This is a genomic window from Bacteroidota bacterium, assembly GCA_039821555.1.
In the GTDB taxonomy this organism is placed as follows: Bacteria; Bacteroidota; Rhodothermia; order Rhodothermales; family Rubricoccaceae; genus JBCBEX01.
In genome coordinates this window covers 1-24,473 of record JBCBNX010000012.1, presented here as the reverse complement: position 1 = coordinate 24,473, position 24,473 = coordinate 1, and the positions used below count along the sequence as shown (strand labels likewise).

The 24,473-nt window shown below is 64.2% G+C and carries 15 protein-coding genes and 1 tRNA gene; 8 read left to right on the top strand and 8 right to left on the bottom strand.

The window, feature by feature from the left end:
* The first annotated feature begins 53 nt into the window (after window positions 1-53).
* The 4 genes from AAFU51_13280 to AAFU51_13265 all read left to right on the top strand — a co-directional run bounded on the left by AAFU51_13280 (window position 54) and on the right by AAFU51_13265 (window position 4,540).
* A complete protein-coding gene (locus AAFU51_13280) occupies window positions 54-479 on the top strand; it encodes a hypothetical protein (protein MEO1572229.1) in 426 nt (141 codons plus the stop codon).
* An 80-nt stretch (window positions 480-559) separates the two neighbouring features.
* Entirely contained in the window at window positions 560-1,081 is a 522-nt protein-coding gene (locus AAFU51_13275; GenBank protein ID MEO1572228.1) for a hypothetical protein, read from the top strand.
* A 47-nt stretch (window positions 1,082-1,128) separates the two neighbouring features.
* Complete coding sequence (locus AAFU51_13270; GenBank protein MEO1572227.1) at window positions 1,129-2,511, top strand: T9SS type A sorting domain-containing protein; 1,383 nt, start codon at window positions 1,129-1,131, stop codon at window positions 2,509-2,511.
* An 88-nt stretch (window positions 2,512-2,599) separates the two neighbouring features.
* Window positions 2,600-4,540 carry a sodium:solute symporter family protein gene (locus AAFU51_13265; protein ID MEO1572226.1) on the top strand — a complete coding sequence of 647 codons (1,941 nt, stop codon included), beginning with the start codon at window positions 2,600-2,602 and terminating at the stop codon, window positions 4,538-4,540.
* Here AAFU51_13265 and AAFU51_13260 read toward each other — a convergent pair.
* Window positions 4,532-6,070, bottom strand: a complete 1,539-nt coding sequence (locus tag AAFU51_13260; protein ID MEO1572225.1) for a family 10 glycosylhydrolase — start codon at window positions 6,068-6,070, stop codon at window positions 4,532-4,534. The genes AAFU51_13265 and AAFU51_13260 overlap by 9 nt on opposite strands.
* A 288-nt stretch (window positions 6,071-6,358) precedes the next feature.
* Between AAFU51_13260 and AAFU51_13255 the strand changes: the two genes are divergently transcribed.
* A complete protein-coding gene (locus AAFU51_13255; protein MEO1572224.1) occupies window positions 6,359-7,207 on the top strand; it encodes a hypothetical protein in 849 nt (282 codons plus the stop codon).
* A gap of 58 nt (window positions 7,208-7,265) precedes the next feature.
* The gene (locus AAFU51_13250; GenBank protein MEO1572223.1) at window positions 7,266-9,794 is read left to right on the top strand and encodes an Ig-like domain-containing protein; all 2,529 of its coding nucleotides are present in this window, start codon (window positions 7,266-7,268) and stop codon (window positions 9,792-9,794) included.
* An 82-nt stretch (window positions 9,795-9,876) separates the two neighbouring features.
* On the opposite strand, the gene AAFU51_13245 is transcribed toward AAFU51_13250, so the two are convergent.
* The 6 genes from AAFU51_13245 to AAFU51_13220 form a co-directional block, all read right to left on the bottom strand.
* Complete coding sequence (locus AAFU51_13245; protein ID MEO1572222.1) at window positions 9,877-11,601, bottom strand: family 10 glycosylhydrolase; 1,725 nt, start codon at window positions 11,599-11,601, stop codon at window positions 9,877-9,879.
* 180 nt (window positions 11,602-11,781) lie between these two features.
* Complete coding sequence (locus AAFU51_13240) at window positions 11,782-13,239, bottom strand: T9SS type A sorting domain-containing protein (GenBank protein MEO1572221.1); 1,458 nt, start codon at window positions 13,237-13,239, stop codon at window positions 11,782-11,784.
* Window positions 13,240-13,352: 113 nt separating this feature from the next.
* Window positions 13,353-14,633 carry an IPT/TIG domain-containing protein gene (locus AAFU51_13235; GenBank protein MEO1572220.1) on the bottom strand — a complete coding sequence of 427 codons (1,281 nt, stop codon included), beginning with the start codon at window positions 14,631-14,633 and terminating at the stop codon, window positions 13,353-13,355.
* Between the two features lie 47 nt (window positions 14,634-14,680).
* Window positions 14,681-15,709 (bottom strand): PorV/PorQ family protein, encoded by a 1,029-nt coding sequence (locus tag AAFU51_13230; GenBank protein ID MEO1572219.1) that lies wholly within the window; start codon window positions 15,707-15,709, stop codon window positions 14,681-14,683.
* Window positions 15,710-15,760: 51 nt separating this feature from the next.
* Window positions 15,761-17,953, bottom strand: coding sequence for a hypothetical protein (locus AAFU51_13225; protein MEO1572218.1), 2,193 nt, complete (start codon window positions 17,951-17,953; stop codon window positions 15,761-15,763).
* An 81-nt stretch (window positions 17,954-18,034) separates the two neighbouring features.
* Window positions 18,035-21,226, bottom strand: a complete 3,192-nt coding sequence (locus AAFU51_13220) for a TonB-dependent receptor (GenBank protein ID MEO1572217.1) — start codon at window positions 21,224-21,226, stop codon at window positions 18,035-18,037.
* 424 nt (window positions 21,227-21,650) lie between these two features.
* Here AAFU51_13220 and lysA point away from each other — a divergent pair, with 424 nt between their 5' ends.
* The gene (lysA, locus tag AAFU51_13215) at window positions 21,651-22,748 is read left to right on the top strand and encodes a diaminopimelate decarboxylase (GenBank protein ID MEO1572216.1); all 1,098 of its coding nucleotides are present in this window, start codon (window positions 21,651-21,653) and stop codon (window positions 22,746-22,748) included.
* 137 nt (window positions 22,749-22,885) lie between these two features.
* Here lysA and AAFU51_13210 read toward each other — a convergent pair.
* A tRNA-Thr gene (locus AAFU51_13210) sits at window positions 22,886-22,974 on the bottom strand.
* A gap of 1,326 nt (window positions 22,975-24,300) precedes the next feature.
* Here AAFU51_13210 and AAFU51_13205 point away from each other — a divergent pair.
* The coding region (locus AAFU51_13205) for a transposase (protein MEO1572215.1) at window positions 24,301-24,473 on the top strand (173 nt) is incomplete at its 3' end.

Here is a 24,473-nt window from a genome sequence, read left to right as displayed (position 1 = left end):
ACCGTGTCCCGACACCGCTTCGTTTCCCGAACCTGCCCCCCGGGGCTTCTGCGATGAGCGACGCTCGATCTGACTACGCCGGTTTCTCCCACAGCTACGCGGGCAAAGACCTCCTACCGCTGCATGCTACGCCGACCGTCTCACGCTCGCAGTGGACCAACGTGCTCCTTCGCAAGCTCGGCGACGGGTTTGCGCTCGTTCAAGACCCTACCGGCAGACGGTTCGCGTTCTACCAACCCGGTCACCCTACGCAGGCCTGCCCCCTGCACGCAGCCAAGCACCTGCTCGCCTCCGGGATGCCGGTCGCGGCGCGCACGAGCGCACGCGGCCTCCACTACGCGCTCTCCGACGGCTCGGCGGTACCTGCATTGGTTCCCAGGCACGAACTCGACAACGATACCAGCACCGACACGGACCATGCCCTCAATGCCGAACTAGTGGCGATGGCGAACGACGCAGGAGGCAAGGATCTGGACTAACGAAACTCCGGGCGAACCAATACATTCTTCGTCCCTATACAATTCGTGTGTATGCCCCGCTCCTGAATCCCTGCCCATCCATGCGCCTCGCCATATTCTTGCTGCTCGCGCTCCTTGCCGCACCCATTGCGCTCGCCCAAAACAGCACTGCCGACGAGCGGGAGCGTGTGCTTCGTTCGTGGTCCGAACCCGTCAAGCTCGCCAACGGCGAACGCGGGACGTACCACCACGAAGTCATTTTCGACTACGAGACGGGCGTGACCCGCCAGGTCGTCCGTGACGAGGCGGGGGCACTCGTGGCCGACTTTCCCATTCAGCAAATTCGCCCGACGCCCGAGGAGTTTGACGAGGCCGTGGCGATCCTGATGGCGGAGCCGGACTTCCAAGCAATCCGCTCTGCGCGCCCCTTCGAGGCTGATGGCGGCTTCATCCTGGTGCAGGATGAAGGCCAGGCCTGCGGCCCGGGCAGCCGCTGCCTCCAGATCGACCTCCTCGACGCTACAGACCGCACTCAACGGGTCCGCTACGTTGTGGTCGACCTCGTGAGCCAGACCGTCGCCTATCCCAACTTTAACCCTGCTCGCGACGGCAACCGTTTCTAATCGTTTTATCTCGATCCCGCCGCCTCTTGCTCCGACCTTTGCGACCGATGCGATTCCCTAGTCTGTTCGTCCTGCTTCTCGCGGCCGCTCTTCTCGCGCCCGCCGTCACCGCCCAGTACTACACGCAGGTTCGCGACCGCGTCGACATCGCTTGGCCGGAGTCCAACCCGATCTGGGAGATGGAGGTCTACAGCCCCAGCAACAGCTCGGGCACGGAGGGTTCGGGCCTAGAGATCCGCAAGGTCTACTACAACGGCCGCAAGGTCTTCGAGCGGGCCCACGTGCCCATCGTTAATGTGGAATATGACCCCAGCGGCGGCTGCGGCTGCTACCGCGACTGGAACGACTTCGAGATATTCTTCGCAACAGAGCCCGAGTCCGGCGGCGCGGCCTTCCTGGATGCGGTGCCTGGCTCGGTCAAGACGACCTGTGACTTTGACGGGCAAGTAGACCCGCTCAGCGACCAGGGCGACATGGTCGGCATTGCTGGCGAGTCGTTCGACGATCGACTCGTTCTCACCACACAGATGGCAGCGGGCTGGTACCGCTACCGCGTCCGCTGGACGTTCTGGTCGGACGGGCGCATCCAGCCTGAGTTCACATTCGGCCACACCTTCAACGTGTGCACCGAAGCTGGGCGCAACCACAACGCCTACTGGCGCTTCGACTTTGACATCGAAGGGGGCGAGGACGACTACGTGGTCGAGCGGACGCCGTCGGGCCCGATCGAGTTTGACGAGGAAGCCAAGCGCAACCACGGCGACGGCATCTCGTGGGGGGTGTTTGACCGTCTCACGGAGCGCGGCTACGTTCTCACGCCCGGCGCTGAGACGGAACTTGTCGTCGACGACTTCGCGTACGCCGACGCCATCGTGCTCGCCTACAACCCGCTGGAAGTTGACGACGGCGGCGGCTTCTCAGCCGAGTACTGCGCGATCGACTTCGAAAGCGAGGGGCCGCCCAGCCCGGATCCCTTCATGGGCCGCAAGCCTGCACTCCTCGACGGCGAGGATGTCCTCGACACGGATGTCGTGCTGTGGTACCGCACCGGCACGTTCCGCGCTGGCGAAGGCGACAACGCCTGCCGACGCCTCGGCCCCACGCTCTCCCCCGTTGGCAACTGGACAGCGGTTGACAACGAAGCCGATGCTCCTGCTCTGCCTCAGGTCGCCGAACTTACCTCCGCGTATCCAAACCCGTTCGAGCGTGTTACGACCGTCCGCTTCCGGGTCACCGAGGCACGTGCTGTGACGCTCACGCTCGTGGACGACCTCGGGCGCACCGTGCGTGCACTCTACCAGGGCACGCCGTCGCCGGGCCAGTTCGTGACGACGGAGATCGAAGCCGGCTCGCTGCCGAGCGGGTCGTACACGGTGCGCCTCTCAGGCGAGGGCATCAACGAGACGACGCGCGTCGTCCTGCTCCGATAGCGTCAGACTGAACCGTGTCCCCGCACAGACGATAGCGCGCGCGTTCGTAGCTTCGAAGGTTCGATGAACCTTCTCAGCCGCGCGCCCTATGCTCGACCTCCTTATCGTCCTCGGCTTCGTTCTCTACGCCGTCGGCTCAGGGCTCGCGTCGCGCAAGAAAGCCTCTGAAGGGCTCGGCGAATACTTTCTCGCGGGAAAGACGCTCGACGGCTGGCGCGCCGGCTTTTCGATGGCGGCCACGCAGTTCGCCGCGGACACGCCGCTGCTCGTGATGGGGCTCATCGCCACGGGCGGGGTGTTTCTCCTGTGGCGACTCTGGATCTACGGCCTCGCGTTTCTACTGATGGCGTTCGTCTTCGCCGTGGGGTGGCGCCGGGCGGGCGTCCTCACGGATGCGCAGCTCACCGAGGTGCGCTACAGCGGGCGTGGGGTGCTCACGCTACGGGTGTTGAAAGCGCTCTACTACGGCACGCTCATCAACTGCGTCGTGATGGCGTTTGTGCTGGTCGCAGCCGTGCGGATCGCCGAGGTGTTTCTCCCCTGGCACGAGTGGGTCCCGGCGATCCAGGGCGTCTTCGTCGGCGTGGTCGAGGCGATGGGCCTCGTGGACGTGCTCGGCACAAGCGCACTGGGACTCCCGCCCGAAGTCGCGGCGGCGAACAACTTCCTCTCGATCTTCCTCATCCTCGCCTTTACCACGCTCTACTCGACGACGGGCGGCCTTCGCGCCGTCGTTGCAACCGATGTGGTGCAGTTTGGGCTGGCGATGGTCGGCACGCTGTTCTACGCGTGGGCAGTCGTCAGCGAGGTCGGCGGGCTAGGCGGCCTGACGGAACGGGTCGCCGACCTCTACGGCGCAGCGAAGGCGAGCGAATTGCTCTCGTTCGGGCCGCCCGACTCGGCGCTCGGGGTGCTCGGCCCATTCCTCACCATCGTCGGGCTGCAGTGGTTTTTCCAGATGAACTCGGACGGTACGGGCTATCTCGCCCAGCGCTCGATGGCGTGCAAGTCGGACCGGGATGCGCGGCTGGCGGGCGTGGTGTTCGCCTGGGCGCAGATCGTCTTCCGGAGCCTGATCTGGCTCGTGATTGGCGTCGGGTTGCTGGTGCTCTACCCCTTCGAACTCACGGACGTAGGTACCGACGGCTTCGTCGCGGGGCGTGAGATCCTGTTCGTCACCGGTGTGGCCGACCTGCTGCCGGATGGCATTCGCGGCCTCATGCTCGTCGGGCTCCTCGCCGCGCTCGCGTCCACCATCGACACGCACCTCAACTGGGGCGCGGGCTACTGGAGCAACGACATCTACGGACGGCTGGTCGCGCAAGAGTGGCGCGGGCGTGAGGCGTCGAGCCGTGAATTGGTCGTGGTGGCGCGGCTCTCGAACCTGCTCATCCTGTTTATCGCGCTCGCGATCATGACGCAGCTCGGCTCGATCCAGGCGGGCTGGACGCTCTCTTTGCTGCTGGGTGCAGGGATGGGCTCGGTGCTAGTCCTGCGCTGGCTCTGGGAGCGCATCAATCTCTGGAGCGAGCTCGCCGCCATCGTGGCGAGCCTGGTGATGGCGCCTATGCTGCTCTTCGTCTTTGACCTCTCGGACACGCCCGACGAGGACGCGCTGCGCCTTGCAATCATGGCCGCGGTGTCTACGGCGGCTGCCATCGGCATCACGTTCGTAACGCCCAAGACCGATGAAGAGACGCGCGTCGCCTTTTACCGCCGCGTCCGCCCGTTCGGCTTCTGGAAGGCGACGGCCGCCGCAGCCGGTGACGATCCGCAGCGTTCCCCTCGGGCGCTCGCCCATCGCCTCGCGCTCACGGCTACGACGGGCGCCTCGCTGTTTCTCGTGCTCGTCGGGCTCGGCCGCTTGCTCATCCCCGCGCCGGATGCGTCGATGTTGCTGTCGATGGGCTTCTTGCTAGCAGGCATCGCTCTCGTACCGGTGTGGATCCGCTGGGGCTTCGGCGCCGACGCGCTTACGGAAGACGCGGAGTTCGCTGCAGCTGCGGACAAAAACGTGGGATCAACGTGACAGCAACTCGGCCGTACCGGCGTCGCACGGCCGGTTGATCGAGCGGATCGTGCTCGCGTTGCCGAGGCGGTCCACGGCTTGCACGGCAACTTCAGCGGCGCACTCATTGCCCTTGCCGATATAGGCGGATTGTTGCCAGGCGGGCAGCACGTCGGTGTCCCACGTCGCGCCGTGGCGTTGCTGGACGACCCAAAGCCATACCGGCTCATCGTCACCCGGCAGCATCGTCAGCATCGTGCCATCGGGGAGGCGCTCTGTGGTGAGCATCGGTGCCGCCGGAGCGATGCTGTCGAGCCACGGCGACGCTGGGATCAGCGCCGGCCCCGCATAGACCTCCTCCATGAGGGCGGGCCCCATCGTGCTCGACGTGTCCCGGAGCACCTTTGCGCTAAAATGGATGTTGCCGTCTGTGACGCCATTCGCGCGCGTCAGGCGGATTTGCTCCACAATCTCGGCTGGCTCCCACGTGTCAAAGAGCAGGCGGCTCGTGTAGTTGCCAGGCCATAGGTGCCGGCCCGCCGTGTTCTGCGACGCCCACCATTCGAGCAGTTCGTTGTAGCGCTGTCCCTCTTTGTCGATCGCCCAGTATAGCTGCGGCGCGAGGTAGTCCACCCAGCCTTCCTGTTGCCAACGTCGCGCGTCGGCGTAGAGCCGCGCGTAGGCATCGAAGCCCACGACCGTCTCAGGGTAGCCGGGCCGCCATATCCCGAACGGACTGATACCGACCTTCACGTGCGGCTTGGCGGCCTTGACTTCACGGTAGAGCCGCTCGACGAAGCCATCGACGCTTTGCCGCCGCCAGTCGCCCTGGTCGAGCGCCGGGTCGGTCGCCTGCGCCCGCGCCCAACTCGTGCTGTCCGGGAACGGGATCTCGGCGCCGAGCGAGTCGCTCTTGGGATACGGATAGAAGTAGTCGTCGAGGTGGACGCCATCGACATCGTAGCGCTCGACGACATCGAGGATTACGTCGAGGCTGCGCTGTTGGACGACCGGCTCGCTCGGGTCCATCCAGAGCAGGTCGCCGTAGGCTTTGACCACGTCCGGGTTGGTGAACTGGATGTGGCTCACGTCAAGTTCGCCCGGGTTGGTCGGGTGGTAGGCGCGGTACGGGTTGAACCACGCGTGGAGTTCGAGCCCGCGCTTGTGGGCCTCGGCGATGGCAAAGGTGAGCGGGTCGTAGTATGGTTCCGGCGCGATGCCTTGCTGGCCGGTGAGGTAGGCCGACCACGGCTCGTAGCGCGACGCGTAGAACGCATCGGCGGTCGGGCGCACCTGGAGGATGACGGCGTTGAAGTTGAGGCGGGCGAGCCGATCCAGAAGGCTTCGCAGCTCGGCCTGCTGCTCGGCGGTGGACAGGCCAGGGCGCGAGGGCCAGTCGATGTTGTCGACGGTGGCGATCCAGGCTGCGCGGAACTCCCTTGGGACCTCTGGACGAGGCGGCGGCCCTGTCATTTCCTGCGCCACCTCCCGCGCAGGCGTGCAGGCAGCCAGGACGAGCGCAGCAAACAGGAAGAACGAGAAGCGGAGCATAGGCGGACAGGCCAAATCGACGATCGCGTAGGACGGGAAAGCATACGAACCGGGTCCCGCGGTTCGGTCGGGAATCCGCTCAAATAGGCGATGGGAGCGCTACCAAAAGGCGTCCCCGATACCGGTCGCGATAGTTCGGAGCCTATACTACCCCGCCCTGCTTCGCTACCGTCCACGCCGATGCCAGCCTCGACCCCTTCCCTATCTCGCGCTCTCGTAGCGTTGCTCTGTCTCGTTGCCAGCGCGGGTGCACCCGCATACGGCCAGCTGCGTGCCGTCGGCACCGCCGTGCCCGTCGTCGGCGACGCGTCGGAGCCCTTCGCCCATCCGAGTTGGTCGCCCGACGGCACCCAACTTGCGTTCTCCCGACCGAGCTACGACGGTCTATGGGTAGCGAACGCTGATGGGGCCGCGCCGCAGCAAATCACGGCGGAAGCAGGCGCCGGCTTTACCGCTGCATGGGCGCCCTCCGGCAACGCGATCGTGGCTCGGGTCGCCCGCTTCGAAGGACCGCGTCGCTCGGATGCCGTGAAGGTCTTCGACTTGGCAACCGCGGAGACACGCACGCTCACCGACTACCGCGCAAGTATGCCTACGCTCCCCCGCTGGCGGGCGGACGGCACCGTGGTGCTGGTCGCCGACGACGAGGCGGAGGCTCTCGCGACGGGCCTTTCTGGCATAGAGGCCAGGCAGAAAGCACGCACGGTCTACGCTGAGCATCCCGCCTCCGGGCTCGTCGTGCTCCGCCCCGACGGCAGCCGCGCGCGCTACCTCCGCACGGAGCGCATCATCAATGCGGCGGGTTCGCCAGACACCCGGCAGGTCGCCTTTGAGGTGGTTGGCGGGGACCTGTTTGTGATGAACGCCGACGGCTCGGGCCTGACAAGCCTTGGTCGGGGCCACCGCCCCACGTGGTCGCCCGACGGGCAGTGGGTGGCGTTCATGCGGACGCAGGACAACGGCTACACCTTCACGGCCGCGGACCTCTTCGCCGCGCGCGCCGACGGCTCCGACATCGTCCAACTCACCACGAGCGAAGCGCTGGAGATGAACCCCGCGTGGTCGCCCGACGGCACCCAGATCGCCTTCGACGACAACGCCGGCACGATTTACACACTGACGATTGACGATGAGTGATCTGCGACCAGGCTCGCCCCACACCTCGCAGATCGGACATCTATCAATGACTAGGCCTATGCGCTTTTTTGCCACCGCCCTCGTCCTTCTCCTCGCCCTACCTGCCTCAGCGCAGGAAGTCACCGGTCTCTCCGGTTGGAGCCTCTATCTCGACCCGGGCCATAGCCAAAACGAGAACGTCGGCGTGTTTGGCTACTCCGAGGCCAACAAGGTGCTGCGCATCGGCCGCGAGCTGCAGCGCATTCTGATGGAGGAAACCGACATCGACACGGTCTACCTCTCGCGCACCAACGACAGCCAGCAGGTAGGCTTGAGCCAGCGCACGGACGATGCCAACCGCGTCGCGGCAGACCACTTCCACTCGATCCACAGCAACGCCGGGCCACCCGAGGCGCGGTCGATCTTCGTGCTCTGGCCGCAGCTTATCAGCGGGGCAGAGCCGTCGCCGCCCTACAACGGCGGACGCCGTTGGAGCGAACTCATGGGGCAGATGCTCGGCCGCAGCATGCGCGCGCCGCTCTCCAACCGCGGCGCCTGGGGCGAGTGCGACTTCTACGGCGCATCGTCGTGCCGCTCGACGGCCACAACACCGAAAGGGTCGCGCAACTTCGTCCAGAGCTTCTCGCTGATGCCGTCGGCGCTCTCGGAGGCCAGCTTCCACACCAACCCGACGCAGAACCAGCGAAACATGAACGCGGACTGGAAGCGCCTCGAAGCCCGGGCCATGTTTTGGAGCATTCTGCAGTACTTCGAGCTAGAGCGTCCGGCGAAGGCCATCGCCACGGGCATCATCGCAGACGCCGAGAACGACCAGCCCATCAACGGCGCGACGATCACGATCGGCGACCAGACTTACACGACCGATACGTTCGAGTCGCTGTTCAATCAGTACTCGCCCGACCCCAATCGCCTCCGCAACGGCTTCTACTACCTCGACGCGCTGCCCGGCCCAGGCACTTATCCGGTGACGATCGCGGCCGAGGGCTTCCGCTCGCTGGAGACGACGGTCGCGGTGTCCGACACGTTTTTCACCTTCGCCGATTACGGCCTCTTCTCGACGGTGGCCCCGTCGGTCACTGAGACGATCCCGGTCGCGGACGACGGCAACTACCGGCTCACCGACCCGCTCACGGTCGCCTTCAGCCGCCCGATGGACCGGAACAGCGTAGAGCAGGCCGCCTCGCTTTCGCCTGCGCAAGCCCTCTCGTTCGCCTGGAACGATGAGAGCACCCGCCTCACCATCGATCCTGACACGCTGCTCCCCCGCACGGCCTACACCTTGACGCTCGCCAGCACAGCGCAGGGCGCACTCGGTGACCCCTTCGACGGCAACGCCGACGGCACACCGGGCGATGCCTTCACGCTAAGCTTCACGACGAGCTTTCCGGACACGGCTCCGCCACGCATCGCAGGCGCGCGCCTCAGCCGCGCGAGCGACGTGGAGCTCCGCCCCGTCGTGACGGTGGCCTACAGCGAGCGCGTCAAGCCTGAGTCCGCCGAGGGACGCATCCGCCTCGAAGAGACGGCGAGCGGCCAGCCTGCCTCCGCTACGGTGGAGCTGTATGAGATCGAAGTGGGCGATGTCGTCCAGAGCGTTGTCACCATTTTCCCCGAGGAGGATCTGCGCCCGGAGACGAGCTATAGATACATCGCGCTCCCCGGTCTCGAAGACGACTTCCTGAACCAGCAGCCCGACACCCAGCAGTTCACCTTCACCACCAGCGACCAGGAGTGGGTCGCCACCGAGATCGACAGCTTCGACGAGGACTTCGACCGCCGCTGGTGGGTCCCGCAGCAGAGCGGCTCCACGATTGGCATCGTGACCGAGGCTACGGATGCTTCGGCCGACGACTCGATCGTCAACCTGCTCACCGACAGCGAGCTCGCCATGCGCCTCGACTACGGGTGGGACACGCAGGCTTCTGTGTGGCTGATCCGCGAGTTTCTCAACGCGGGGCCGCCGTTCGAGCTGCGGTTCCAGCCGAACCGGCAGTTACAGGCCTACGTGTTTGGCGATGGCAGCGGCAACCAGATCCGTTTCGCCGTAGACGACGGCCTCGGTACGGCCTCCGCAGGCACCGAGGTGAGCCCCTGGTTCACGATCGACTGGCTCGGGTGGAACGTCGTCTCGTGGGACATGGCGAGCGGCGAGGTCGGCAGTTGGATCGGCGACGGCACACTCGACGGTACCCTGCGCTTCGACAGCATCCAGCTCACCTACGTCCCTGGCAGCCCGGCCTTTGGTTCGATCTGGATCGACGACCTCCGACTCGTCGAGGAACGCATGGTCGTCGACGTCGAGGACGATGGCCCGTTACCGGATGTCTTCGCGCTCGACGCCGCCTACCCGAACCCGTTCACGAGCACGACGACGCTGCGCTTCTCGCTTCCCGAGGCCGCCGATGTGACCCTCACGGTCTACAATGTCCTCGGCGCGGAAGTAGCCCGGCTCGCCGCAGGGCAGCCGCACGCTGCTGGACGGCACGCGCTGACGTGGGACGCTTCGGGCCTGGCAAGCGGCGTCTATGTCGTGGAGGTGCGCGCCGATGGGCAGCGCGCAACCCAGAAGGTGCTGCTCGTCAGGTAGACTCGGATTCGCAACATAAACAGAGAAGCGCCGAGACGTTTTGACATCGTCTCGGCGCTCTCGTGTGGTCTCCGCCTGCACGTTAGCGTAGCAGCGTCATCTTGCCCGTCTGCCGCTGGTTGTCCACGTCGAGCATGTAGAAGTAGGTACCGCTGCTGAGGGAACGACCTGACGTTTCCCACTCGGCGGTATGCGGGCCAACGCCCAGGTCTGCACGGTCGAGTAGTGTGGCGACCGCGCGGCCTAGCGCGTCGTAGACGCGCAGCGAGACCGTCGCGGGGCGATCCAGCACGAACGCGATAGTAGTGCGACCCACGAACGGGTTCGGATAATTCTGGACCAGCCGCGCCATGACAGGCTGATCGGCTTCCGCATCTACCGCGCGCCCTTCGAGGACGACCTCGTTGCTGCGGACGCTCTCGATCGAATTCGCGCTGACGGCCCGGACGGTGTAGTAGTACGGGTTCGCGCTTTGGACGGGCGTGTCCGTGTAGGTAGTCTGGTCCGTGAGGGCGAGCAGGTTGCGCGGGTCCTCGAACGCCGCTTCGTAGTCGGGTTCTTCGGCTGCGTTAATGCGGTAGACTGCGTAGAACCGAGAGGCCGCCGCGCCTTCGACTTCGACCGAGGCGTCCCAATTGAGCACCGCCTCATCGCCGTCCCACGTGAAGTTTAGCATCCCCGGACCCTCGGGGGCCGTCATGTCCTTCCATGGCATCGTTGGTGGGAGCGCCGGATGGCGGTAGTACTCCGCCTGCAACGAGTCGCGGAGCGACAGGGAGTTCCCCGTCACGTTGAGCGCGCGGAAGAGAATCTGCCCCTGGATGTCATCATTACCGCGATTCAGACGGATCTGGCGCGGAATCTCGTCGCGCGAGTAGTTCGTCCGGTAGGCGCCGAGTCCGTGATAGAGGTGCCGCTCGTTGGCGACCGAGGCCCACCACGGCGCGAGCTTGCCGTAGTCCTGGCCGCCGCCAAAGGCCCAGTAGAGTTGTGGAGAGAGGTAGTCGATGGTCTGCTCGTTGAGCCACGTGACCGCATCGCCGTAGATCACGCTGTAGGCATCCAGTCCGACGATTCCGGGCGGGACGCCGTTCTTCCAGATGCCGAACGGGCTGATGCCGTAGTTGATATCGGGGTTGATCGCGAGCAGCGTGTCCTGGACGGCTTCCACGAACAAGTCGATGTTCTCGCGGCGCCAGACGCCCCGGTTGGTGATCCCGCGGTTGTACTCCGCGAAAGTGTCGTCGTCCTGGTTCGTGATCTGGTTGGGCGGATACGGGTAGAAATAGTCGTCGAAGTGGATGCCGTCCACATCGTAGTTGTTGGCGACTTCGGCCACGACATCGACCACGTAGTCGCGGGCTGCAGGGATACCGGGATCGAGCACCTGGATGCCGCCGATTGTGAAGGTCCACTCCGGGCGACGATTCGAGATATGGTCGGGCGAGGTCGGGCTGCTCCCCACAGCGCGCTGCACGCGGAAGGGATTCAGCCACGCGTGGAGTTCCATACCGCGCTTGTGTGCCTCTTCGATCGCGAACGCGAGTGGATCGAAGAACGGATCGGGCGGCGTGCCCTGCGAACCCGTGAGCCACACGGACCAGGGCTCCGTCTCGGAAACATACATGGCGTCCGCCTCGGAGCGGATTTGGAAGAGCACCGCGTTGACACCGGCAGCCTGCAGACCATCCAGCAGGATTTCCATGCGGCGCTTCTTCACGTCGGTGGGCTCAACAGGATTGAGCGGCCAGTCGAGGTTGATGACTGTAGCAATCCAGGCTCCGCGGAATTCCTGCTTGGGTGGCACCTCTTGAGCAATCGCTGGCCACGATACACATACACCAAGGCACAATAACAGAATCAATCGAGACATAGTCGCAAGCAGTTGAGTGGAGTCGATCGGAATAGTCTGAGAACAACGGGGGTGCCAGGCTCCATGTGCCTGGCACCCCCGAATGACGAACAGCAACGTCAAGTTCAGAGGGACTTAGTCCACCTTCGTCATCTGGTTGCTGCTGACGACCTGGCCGTTGACCCGGAGCGTGTAGACATACGTGCCCGGCGCCATGTTGCGCGTGTCGACGGTGGCGGTGTAGGTGTTCGGCGTGAGGTAGTCGTCCATCGGCATGGCGACTTCACGGCCCAACATGTCGTAGACGACGAGCTGCACCTGAGCGGCCTGCTGCACTTCAAAGCCGATCTTGGTTTCGGAGGTGAACGGGTTCGGGTAGTTCTGTCCGAGCGTCACCGAAGTCGGCAGTTCGGCGCCTTCTTCGATGGCGACGTTCATCAGTTCAAACAACTGGACCTGACCACCGGGGTCGGTCGAGAGCGCGCTGAAGCCCGTCACGTAGGCACGCATGCCGTCCGGCGAGAACGCGATGCCGCGCGGGCGAGCCTTCATGCGTCCATTTGCTTCGTTCGGGTCCTCGCAAAAGCCATCATACTGAGGTGTGGCCTCGTCATCCTCGAATGAGGTGCAACCTCCCCACACGAGCGAGTCGAGCGGGGTTTCCGTCCCATCGAGGTCGTGTACGTCTCCGGGTGTAAACTCATACCAGGTATTGGCATTCCAGAACGACGTTTCATCGGGGTCCTGGTTGGGACCATTGAGCGAGTTACCAGAGCTGAACCAGAGGTTGCCCGTCACCGGGTGTACCGCGCCCGATTCCGTGCGCATGCCGCGGAATGCTACACCCACCGAGTCGAACGGGCTGAACTCGTCCGCCCGGTTGTGGAGGATCGTGTAGGTGTTCTCGTAGTCCGTCTCGTAGACCCAGAGGCCGTTCGCGGACGCCGTCACCGAGCGCGAGAAGTTTGACGACTCGGCCGCCACGTTCGCGATGAAGTTGAGGTTAGAGTCGAGTTCGCGGATCGGCACGGTGAAGGGGCAGACGCCCATCACGTAGACACTGCCATTGTCGTCCGAGGCGGCCTGCGTAAGCGAGCAGTAGTCCGGGAAGTCAGCGCGGGCGAGACCCTCGCCGGTCTGGTAGTCGAGCTTGAACAGCGTGTTGAAGTTCGAGGCCAGGATGTTACCGTCCCGATCCGCGCGGAGGCCGCGGTTGGAGCGGCCCTCCCACGCGAGGTTGCCGTCGCCGTCGCGCGTCACGAAGCCACCGAGCGTGTCCCGCGGCGTTACGCCGTCGGCGTAGTCCACGAACTTGACCGGGTTGAAGCTCGCCGGGGTCCCGTCGGCGTTGTAGACGTAGATGACGCGGACCGGGAAGAACTCGTTGCCGAGCGCCGCCACCTGAACGCTGTCGGTAGCGCCGAAGCCTTCGAACCAGAATTTGCCATCCGGGTCCACCGCGACACCATGGCCGCCGAGACCGCCGAGCTCAACGATTGGATCCGGGAAATTGCCTTGGAAGACGTAGGACTGCGCGAACGCAGTCGAAGCTGTTAGGCCCAGTATGAGGGCCGAGAGTATCAGTTTGTGCATGGTGCTGGAGCACTTAGTGAGAGAGGACGGCGGCGCCGTGTGCGCTGCCTAGAGGTTGAGTGGGTCCCAAGAAGCCACTCAGGATTGAAGAGTCTGAAGCGGAACGGTGCGCATTAGCTGCCTTGGGTGCGCGTCTCGATACGGACCAGGTCGTAGGTAATGGTGAGCGGGTTGGCCACGCTGCCCGCCTCGCCAATTTCGAAGCGACGGATGGTGTACAGCCCCGTGCCGCCATCCCAGGCAAAATTGACGATCGCTACACGGCCGCCACTTTGCTGCGACCCCAAGATGCCGGTGTAGAGCGGCTCCACCACACGGTCCGTTGAGATCACGTAGACCGGGTCGCGGAAGGACGTTCGCTCGATGAAGTCAGTACCGACGAACAACGTCCCATCCTGGGCAACCGCAATCGACGTAGCGATGCCTTGGTCGACACTCAGGGTGGCGTAAAGCTCTTCTGGTCCGAGCATAGACCCGCCCATCACAGGGAACCGGACAATCTCGCTCACCCCAGCGCGCGTGACCGCTGCGTAGAGAAAGCTGTCGAAGTAGGCCACGGCCCGGACGGCTCCGATTACCTCACTCGGCTCAGAGCTGCCGCCCCCCGCCGGCACGTAATAGATGTTGCCGTTGCTGCTGCCTGTCCAAACTCCTCCCATGTCATCAAACGCGACAGATACGAGGGTGGGATTCGGCGACCCTGATATGGCCTGGTACGTTTGCGGCGGCCCCCCTTCTGGGAGCCGAAACAGGGCCCGCTGGCCGCGTGCACCAACAATGACGTTGTCCGGACCGAATGCAATGCTGCTGTAGAGAAATTGGGGGGCTGTTAGGTAGTTGCTCCGTCCCGTGGCCGCAGAGAGGCGGATCAAGCCGGTGTCATCTCCGCCCTGCGTGTCACCGTCGAGGATGGCCACGACTGCATCGCCTGTAGCCGCCTCCACGACGACTGAGCCCGGTTCGTCGGTGCCGAGCAGGCCCTCCACCTCCGTCGTGGCCGAGACCAGCGCGTAGGGTAGCGTCGCACTGTAGTTCTCAGCGCCGAGCACCGCGATGCGGACGCCCACATCGTCGCCAGGGACGTTGGGCGCACGGACGATCAGCTGGGTAGCGGACGCTTCGAGGACCTCTGCCCGCGTCTGGTTGAAGTACACCAGGTTGTCGCTGGGAGTCGCCGAGAAGTTCTGCCCCGTCAGGGTGACGGCGTCGATCCCAGCCAAGACGATGCTGGCGGGATCAGGTGCCAAGCCCCCGAGCACCGGATCGGGGCCAGCTTGGAGATCCGGATCAAAGAGCGTCGTGGTATCCGTATCGCACCCGAAGAGGAGCACGAGCGGCACCAGGAGGAGCAGGGTACGGACCAAAGAAGCCCCAGAAGGAACGAGCGTGAGCATGGAGGCTGGGGTAGAGAGGCAAGTGAGAGCAGGGGTCGGGTGGCCCGTCAGAACATGAGGCGGAAGCCGATGCGCTGCACCGCGTCGAACACGCCAAAGTTGGTGTAGGCGTAGTCCGCACCGAAGCCGATCCCGCCGAACGACTGCTGGAGGCCCGCGCCAAGGCTGATACTCTCTTGATCGGCGGGGAAGACGTAGCCGCCTCGGACAGAAAAGGTGTTGGCGAAGGTGTATTCGCCGCCCAGCTTGATCTGCTCGGAGAAGTCCCGCGGGTTGTTCGCGTCGACCGCCACGACGAACTGGTGCACGTCCCCGGCGCCCACTTCGGTGAGGTCGAGTACGTCCATCGAAACGCCGATCTGGAGGGTGAGTGGCAGTTGAAAGCTCTCCTGCTCGAAGGTGACCTCCGGGGCGAAGTTGCGCGCACTCACCGCAAAGTTGAGGCTGCGGAATCCGGTCTTGTAGAGCACGCCGAAGTCGTAGGCCACCACGCCCTCCTGATTGGCTTGCGTCAGAAAGGCGCCACTGCTGGTGATCTCCTGGACGCTGTCACCGAGGTCTTGGCTCGCGTATTTGATCTGGCCGCCTACCGAGAAGCGGTCGGTCAGCGCGCGCGCATAGCCGACGCCCACGCTCCATGCCTGCGGCGAGATGGGCTGATCGAGGACGAGATAGCCCTGCTCGTTCTCGGCAAAGATGGTCTGCTGCAGGTCGCCGTAGTCCGCGAAGGTGAGGCTCACACCAATCACGCCGAGGCGTCCGCCGAGCGGGCGGTAGGCGATGCTTCCGAAGTTGTACGAGATGTCCGCAATCCATTGCGTCTGCCCAAACATCGCATCCACAGCGCCATCGAAGCGAACCATCCCGGCGGGGTTGTAGAACAGCATGGCCGAGCCACCTTCGCGCGCCGTGGCTGCGCTGCCCATCGCCGCGGCACGCGGGTCAGCGGAGATGCTGAGGAACTTCATCCCCGTCTGCGCGAGCTTGTCCCGCTCGATGTCGTTCTGCGCCTCGGAGGTCGGGGCAGCCCCGAGCACGAGGGTCAGCGTGAGGACGGTCAGGAGTAAAAGTCGCATGGTCGTCGAAGATGCGAAGGCAGGCGGAGGCGACGGGCGGCAGCCCTTGTACTAGCGGATGACGACGAACTTCTTGATGGACTGCTCGCCGTTGCGGAAGAGCAACTCACCCGTCGTGGAGTTCGGGTCCGGGATGTCTTGCGTGACGGTGACGACAGCGATGTATATGCCACTCACGATGGTCTGCCTCGATGAGGTGGTGTGGTCCCAGAATTCGTCGCCCGAGCCGTCGTTGTGCTCGATGGAGTCCACCAGTTCGCCTAGCTCCGTGTAGATGTCGATCCGGCAGAAGCCCGGGATGTCGTAGAAGGCGAGTTGGTCCGTGAACCCTGGAAAGCGGATCTGCCCGCTTTGCGAGGAGATGCTGAACGGGTTGGGCACGATAGCGAACCCGTCGATCTGCCGCCCCTGCTCCCGCTTGAGCCGTGTAGGCGTGTAGGTCTGGGTATAGTACCGGCTCGACCGGAGTGCGCCCGCGGGCGACAGCGCGGACCCGTCCGAGGCGTCGTCATCGATGGCTTGGATGTAGTAGTAGTATTCCACGCCGCGAATGGGCGTCGTGTCGTCGAAGAAGCGCTCTCCTGGCTCCGCGGTGTGGATCAAGGTCGCGGTGCTGTCGAAGCGGACGCGCGAGCGGTAGATCTCCCAGCGGTCCGGGTCGGGCTCCCCGGGCAGCGACGTCCATGCGAGCGAGATGCGGTCGCCCCCACCCGTGACATCGAACGTGGCCGGAGGCGCGGGCGACTGCGGGATATCGTAGCCGCTCTCGAAGTTGGCGATGGCACGACGGAACGTCTGCATCAGCGAGTCTTGGCTCGTGAACACCCACTCGTTCTTCGTCTTGGTGAATTCCTGGCCGCCTACGGTGTAGGTGATCAGGGCAGCCGGGTCGGCGTCGGCCTCTTTCCAGGCGCGGCCGATGTCGATGGTCGCCTGGCGGCTGAGGCCAGCAGCGCCCTCGGCGATCACAAACCGGACGCTCTCGCCCGGCGCCAGCGTGTACGGACCGTACCCATTCGCGTACGACATGCCTCCCGGTGTGTTGAGGGACGGATCGCCCGTCGGGCTGAGCCATCCCGGCAGCCCTGTCGGCTCGACCACGTAGGCGTGCCGCTCGCGGTGCCCCGACGCCATCAGGTCGTACTCCTGCTGCATCTTGCCGGGGCTGAATGCGTCGTTGTTGGACGTGAACGGGTCGTCCGAGCCGAACCAGGTCGTGGTCGCAGGCTGCGAGAAGTCGTCCATGCCCGAGTCGGGGGAGCCCTCGGCGAAGAGCGTCACCGTCCCGGCAAACGCTGAGCCAGCCAGGCGCCCGGACGTGTCCGACGCCGCCACGAACGTGGCCGGGGCGCGGGCGGGCAGGATCGGCCCTCCGATATTGTCGTAGATCGTGAACGGCGGGAAGTTGCCGTGCCACGAAAACTGCGCGCGGAACTGCTCCCCTTCTGGGTCGGGCCGCACACCGTCCCCGCGGGCGTCGTTCATTGTGTGCTTGCCCCAGCCCGTCGGGTTGTCGCCGATCACGAACCGTGTCTCACGCACCACCGAGAGGCGGTTCTGCAGGAAGATGACGACCCCTTCGAGCGTCTGGTTCGGCTGTTCGATCACATCGTCGCCGTTGGTGTTGCCGGTGTTGGTGAAGATGTACTCGATGACGTGGTAGTTGTCGTGGTAGTCCTGGCTGAACTGCATGATGCGCCGCTCCATCGTGAGGCCGAGCAGCGTGTTCGCCTTGTTGATGTACATGTAGTCGGCCGGGATGGTCGGGTCGACTTCGTCCACCACCATCTCGGCGGGTGAAAACGTCTGGATGCCATCGACGGAGACGACCGTCGGGTCGCGCTTGCTGATCAGGTCGAACTGGACCGGGAAGAACTCGCCGACGCCGTTGACGCGCGGACCAGCGTGGACGACGCGGGCGGGATAGGTGAAGCCGTCGGCCGTGACGTTGGTGGCACCGATCCAGAGGCCCTTCGCCGCCTGCATGTCGGTGGCAGGCAATAGGTTGCGGTCGGCAAAGATGGCAGGCCAGCGCCAGCCATACTGCTGGTCCTCGCCGCCGCTGCGGAAGCCGAGTTCGCGCTCGCTGCCGACCTCGGAGTACCAGTTGTGGAACGAGCCGGCGGAGAGCCACCGGTTCTGGAATTGGGCGGTCGCCTCGGGTGCGCTGGCGAGCAGCAGCCCACCGACCAGCACGGCGGCGAGCGCCCAGGAACTAAACAACGACCGAACGAACGGGGTCATGGCGAAAATGCGAGAGCGGGTGCGTAGAGCAGTCTGAACACAGCCTAGGCAGTGACGCTGCCCAGGCTCCAACGGGAGCGCCTAGAACTCGAAGCGGAGCCCAAAGAAGAAGTCGCGACGGCCAAGGAAGGCAAGGAAGCGCTGCCCCGGCATGTCGATGTAGGCCTTGGTGTCGAGCACCTCGTTGATGCGACTCTGCTCGACCTCGCGCCAAGCGCCGTCGACGAACTCGAGGTAGGACTCGGTCGCCCGTTCCCAGTAGATGGTGCCGGCTTCGCCCTGGAAGGCATCGCGGGACACATCGAGGCGGTCGATGGGCTGGAAGGCGACGCCCTCGTCGGGGAAGTCGCCGAATTTGTCGTCGCCGGGGATGTTGGAGTAGATGTCCGACTCGGGCAGGTGCAGCGAGTTGACGTAGTTGATGCGGTCGTTGCCGTCGATGTAGCCGAGGTTCGAGAACTGGCGGCGGTTGGTCAGGTTGAGGATGTCGGCGAAGAAGCCTACTTCGTAGCCTGCCAGGTCAAAGACACGCTCGAAGCGGAGGTCGATCTGCCACGCGTCGCGCACGTCCACGTTGTTGATGACACCGGGCGGGGCGTTGAAGGACTCGTCCCCCCACGTGATCTTGCCGCCGTCGCGCCAGCGACCGATGAAGCTGGTGCGCCAGCCTGCGAGCGGACGGAGGCCGCCGTAGCTCGGCCCGAAGTTGTCGGGCGTGAACACGTTGATGTTGATCGTGCCGAAGGAGTCGGCTAGCGGGCGCGACTGCGCGGCTCGGCGCGGCCCGTCCGCCGCCTCGAAGTTGCGCTGCGCCTCGGCGTTCTCGTTGAGTTGGCTCAGCCCAAAGAAGCCATCCGTGTCCACAGCGAACGTGTAGTTGAGGAACCCGCGCACCCAATCGCCTCCTGACTTGGCGAGCGTCAGCTCAAACCCGCGCGTGTCCTGGTAGAAGTTGGGCGTCACGAGGTCATATTCCACGTTGCCGTTGCGGCTCGTCACGTCGATGGTGAGCGGCTCGAAGCGCACGTCGCGGTAGTAGCCGGTGATTGCCGCGCTGTACTGCCCGAAGAACGACTGCTCGTAGCCGAGCTCGTAGGCGACGGTCTTCGGCAGCGGCATATCCGGGTTGGGCACGTTGAGGATGCGCCCGGTGGTCGTCGAGAACTCGTAGAGGTAGAGGTTCGGCGACGACGGCAGCGACCGGAAGTGGCCGTAGTTGAAGAAGAGCTTGCTCACCTCGGTCACCGGGAACGACACGCCCAGGCGGGGGCTCAGCGCGAAGAACGTGGAGGCGCTGGCGAGGAGGCTGTCGGGAAAGGCCGGCTGGACATCCGTCTCGGCACGCGTTCCTAGGAAGTTGTCGAAGAGTGCCCCGCCGTAGGCTTCAGCTCCCGTGTTGAACACTTCAGCACGGAGCCCCAGGTTAGCGATCAGGCCGTCGAATTCGAGGGTAGCCTGGCCGTAGAAGCCGAGCTCCCACGGCGTCGCGTCGTAGCGCGATTGCGCGTTGAACTCGGGCAAGAATTGGTCGAAGCGGCCGTAGTTGATGTCGTAGTCGGTGACGCTGAGGAGGGCACCGCCTTTGACCTCGAGGACCGGCGAGAGCTGGTTGGTGTAGTCCGCGCGGACATTGTAGATAGCCACGCGGCTGCTGTCGCGCGCGTTCGAGAAGCCAACGCTCGTGCGGAACTCGTAGACCCCAAAGGTTGGCGCCTCGAAGTAGCCGAACGGCGACTCGTCGAACCCGACGCCGCCGAACGTGACTTGCGTCGTGGTGTCGCGCGGGGCGCCGAGGAAGGTGTCGTGCTGGTAGGCAAGCCGGTTGGCGCGCACCTCGTAGAAGGAGGTGTTCGACACGTTGTGGCTAAACGAGACGCCGACCATGTTGAAGGCCGTCTCGGTCGGGTTGTAGTAGTCGTTGGCGAAGAGGCGCGCGTTGAGGAATTCCTCGGAGGTCCCAGAGAAGGCACCGCCGACGTCGCGCTGGCGGTCGAAGAGGAAAAGGCGGGTGCCCGCCGACTCGCCGAACGTGTCGGACAGCCCCGAGCGGCTCAGCAGCGTACCCTCTTTGATACCATACATCCCCTCGGCGCTGAGCTTCATGCCCGACCCGACGTTGCTCGTGAACTTGAGGTGTCCCGTGCGCTCGTCGAGGCCGTCGGTCTGCAGCGGGATTGCGTACTGCGAGTTGTTCTGGCGATAGGACGCCCAGAAGCGCAGGTTTCCAAGGCGGTCACTGATGCCGGGGACTGGTCCACCGAAACCGAGGTCGAGGTTGAGGTCGGGCTCGGTGATCTCGAAGGTCTTGCGGTGTTGGTAGAGGAACGCTTGCTGGAGGGCCTCGGGCGAGAGGTCGTTGCTGGGGTCATCGTCCCGAAGCAGCTGCTCCGAGACAGCGATCCAACCTTCAAACTCGCGGTACTGCTCCCGCGTGGCCATGTCCCAGGCCCCGTTGTTGGTGCCTGTGAACGCAACGTCCGGGTCGAGGAAGGGGCGGATCCAGTAGGAATCGAAGTCGTTGGGCAGGCCACCGAAGTTCTTTTGGCCTGGCGGGCTGTAGATGACGCGGGCGTAGGCGCCGTAGCGGTCAGGGTCGCCCTCGCGCGTGAGGTAGTTGATGACGCCAGCACGCACGCCGCCGTACTCGGCCGAGAAGCCACCCTTCTGCACCTGCACTTCGCCGACGGCGGCCACAGGTACGCTGAGGAGCGGTTCGTTGTCGCGCGGGTTGCGCATCATGAAGCCGTTCAGGAAGACGCCCACCGAGCGGCGGTCCTGACCGCGGATCTGCAACCCATCTTCGACGCCGGCCTGCAGCGTCACGACCGCCTCAATCGATTGCAGTGGCAAGGCTTCGATCTCTTCCGTCGTCACGTTGACGCGGCTGTTGGACACGTCGAGTTGCACCGGGGGCCGTTCGGCGCGCACCACGACCTCGTTCATGCCCGCCATTTCTTCCTGCATCTCCGCGTCAATCGTCGTGGTCCGGTTGAAATCGACATCCACGTTCTCGATCAACAGGGGGGCGAACCCGATGAACGTGAACTCGAGGGTGTACGTCCCCGGACGCACGTTCAGGATGGTGTAGAGCCCGTCGACGTTGGTAGACCCGCCCTGCGTGGTGCCCTGGATGACCACGTTGACGCCCGGGAGCGGATCGCCGGAGGCGTCGACGACTTGGCCGGAAACCTTGCCGCTCTGTGCGACAGCCGAGGAGGCTGCTAGCAACGAAACCACGAACAGGAGCGACGGAAGCAGTAACGCAGATCGCATAGAGAGGTGCTTGGCAGGTGGCTGAGGCCGGGCCGCAGGAGGCGGCCGCACACAGTTCGAAGGCTGTGTGATTTTGACCGCTAGCAATCTAGGATGCCATCTTGAGTTAAGCAATGTTGAACCCCGGGGTCGCAGCATTGGGAACGATCCCGGTTCGCGAAAACCTTGAAAGCGCTTTTCCGCGGGTCGTTTTTTTCCGCGACGCCCGGTTTGTCTTTGTTCATCGTCCCGCCTCGTTCGCGCTAAGCCTCGTTCGTGCCCTGCGACCCGCTGTGGCGGGCCGCCCCCTGGCTCGTTGCCACGCTCCTCGACCGTCATGCACTCATCTACACGCTCTGATTCCACTCCAGACTCTGGGACCCGTGCCGTACGTGATGACGTGGCTCGCCCAGCAGACTGGTGGAGGTCGCACCTTGCACCCGTGATGTCGTTTGCGGAAGCATCGACTCCCCACTATGTCTACCACCTACCGACCGCACGCGCTGCCGCCCGACGCCTGCTCGACCTTCCCCCGACCGCGCGCATCTTATACGCGCTGAAAGCAAACCCGCATCCCGCCCTCCTACGCACGCTCTATGGTGAAGGTGTAGGCCTTGAATGCGTTTCTCCAGGCGAGGTCCGGCGCGCGCTCCACACCCTCCCGCACCTGTCGCCTCACCAGGTCCTCTTCACGCCCAACTTTGCACCGCGCTCGGACTATGCGTGGGCGTTTGACCAAGGTGTGCGTGTCACTCTCGACAACGCGCATGGGCTGACGCACTGGCCTGACGTGTTCGCCGGCCGTGACATCTTCTTGCGCATAGATCCTGGTGAAGGTCATGGCCATCACGCCCACGTTCAGACAGCCGGAATCACTTCGAAGTTTGGCATCGACCTCGACGACCTGCCCGCCGTGGCAGCGCGTGCCAACGAGATTGGCGTGCGGGTCACTGGTCTCCACGCCCATGTCGGCAGTGGCGTCACGGAACCGACGGCATGGCGGACGATTGCGCAGCGCATGCGTGAAGTCCGCCCACTCTTCCCCGATGTGGAAGTCTTTGACCTGGGCGGCGGCCTCCCGATCCCTGACACCGCCGAGGCCCTGCCATTCGACGTGCAGCATGCGGCCGCGTTGCTGGGCGACCTCGCGAACGAGCTTCCTGGTATCGAACTGTGGTTGGAACCGGGGCGCTACCTTGTCGCAGAGGCCGGGGTCTTGCTCACCCGCGTGACCCAAATCAAGCGCAAGCGCACTCGGACCTTTGTGGGCGTGGACGCCGGCATGCACACGCTAATCCGGCCCGCGCTGTACGGCGCCTTCCATGCAATCGTCAACCTTACACGGTTGGGAGAACCTGATGCGCTCGTTGCCGACATCGTGGGCCCAATCTGCGAGACGGGAGACGTGCTGGGCCACGCTCGTCCGTTGCCGGAGACTCAGGAAGGGGACGTCCTCCTGATCGCCACTGCTGGCGCCTACGGTCAGTCGATGGCCTCGCGCTACAACCTCCGCGAGATGGCTACCGAGTCTGTCCTGGAATAGCACCGTTGTCTGGAACGCTCTGGACCCTACATCCCCGTGGTCCGCATCCTGTGGCGAGATTCTCCAGACTCCCGGCAGCGGTCGGGGAAAGCAAAAGGCCCAGCGGACGCGGGTGCGTTCCGTCTGGGCCTTCGGGGAGCCAACGACCGGACTTGAACCGGTGACCTGCTCATTACGAGTGAGCTGTCTATGTTGTATCTCCGAGGCCAGAAGGCTGCAATCCGGCGTGTCTGGCTAGATACCGAGGGTTATGAGGGATTGTGAGGAATGATGTTGCCCGCATGTTGCCCACAGACCTTAGGAATGTGGTGCGGACAGGATTAATGCGATACGCCAGCACACGAAGGCGTCAGACTGTAGACCAACTCTTTCGCGTACTGATCCGACTGATCATCGACCGACTAACCCCAAACTCCTGAGCCAGTTCGCGCTGAGTAGGCCGGTCCTTCGCTGGTCTGCGTAGTCTGCGTCGGATCTCGCGCACCTCGTCGGGCTGCAGCTTGGCGCTACCGTGGTTTCCAGTCTCCACCATGTGCTTCATGTTGCCCTCATGGTCAGTCACACGAAGGTGTGACAATCGTACGCAGGTAGGGTTGTTGCACAGATGATCGACAACGTCTCCTTGCCTGAGCATCGTACCAGCGAAGACAACTGCCCACCGATACGCGTAGTCAGTCAGCCCGTTGGCTGAGAAGCGACCCCGTCCTTCTGCGTTGAGCTTGCCCTTCCATAGGTGACATCCATGCAGAGATGAAGCGACATCAATCTTCGACTCGAAGCGGGCACGCTGCTTCTGCGAGAGGACTGGAGACCTGTTCGTTAGGGTGTGCTTACTCATCGCCTCCCCCTGGTTGAGGCGTTTGCTCCGCCTGTTGAGCATGGCTGCGGCGTTGAGCCAATCGTGCTCGCTTGCGCTTGATGAAGCGTAGTGCTTGCCGCTTGGAAGTAGTCGCACCCAGTCTCACCAGTGCTTCCCCTGAGTCAGTCTCGATCACGCGGCACGGGTAGACTACGACGCTTTTCTCAGCACTGATGTATTCCCTCTGGTAAGCATAACCTGGATATCGTGTGCGTCCAGTGACGAGGAGGCAGTTGCGACGGTGCTTCTCGACGCGTTTCTCGAAGTCGTCCTGAGATATGCATGGGATACGGCGCGCCAGCTGCTGATCATCGAGAACTCCTTCCTCTTCTAGCCTCTCCTGGTATGCTTCGATGAGGACTTTGCAGTAATCGCTATGTTCGTCCTTGTCCTTCTCCCGGTCCTCGTCTTTCGCCCCGTCTTCCCCCTTGGGGACATGCTGCACTTCGTGACTGAGCTCTGATATGGTCGCGTTAGATTCAGGCTCGCGACCTGGCATCCAGATCTCGTCGGGATTCCACGTGTGACCGTACTGCTCGTGCGCCCACGCAGCGCGGGCTGCGCGCGCTGCCTTGGAGTAATACCCGAGGCCATGGCTGACCATCTCGCGACCGTGCTCCGCAATCAGCGACCCTTTGAGCGTGTAGAGGAGTACCCTGGCTAGGTAGCGTTGACATTTGAGTCGGACGGCCGATGGTCGATACCGGCAGTAACCAACCTCTGCTGCCCGTGCCCGCTCACACCCTCACCGACCAACAGTTCGCCCGCATCGCTCCCCTGCTACCCGGTAAGCCCGGCGACCGAGGACGCACCGCCCGCGACAACCGCCTCTTCCTCGAAGCCGTCCTCTTCGTCGCCAACAACGG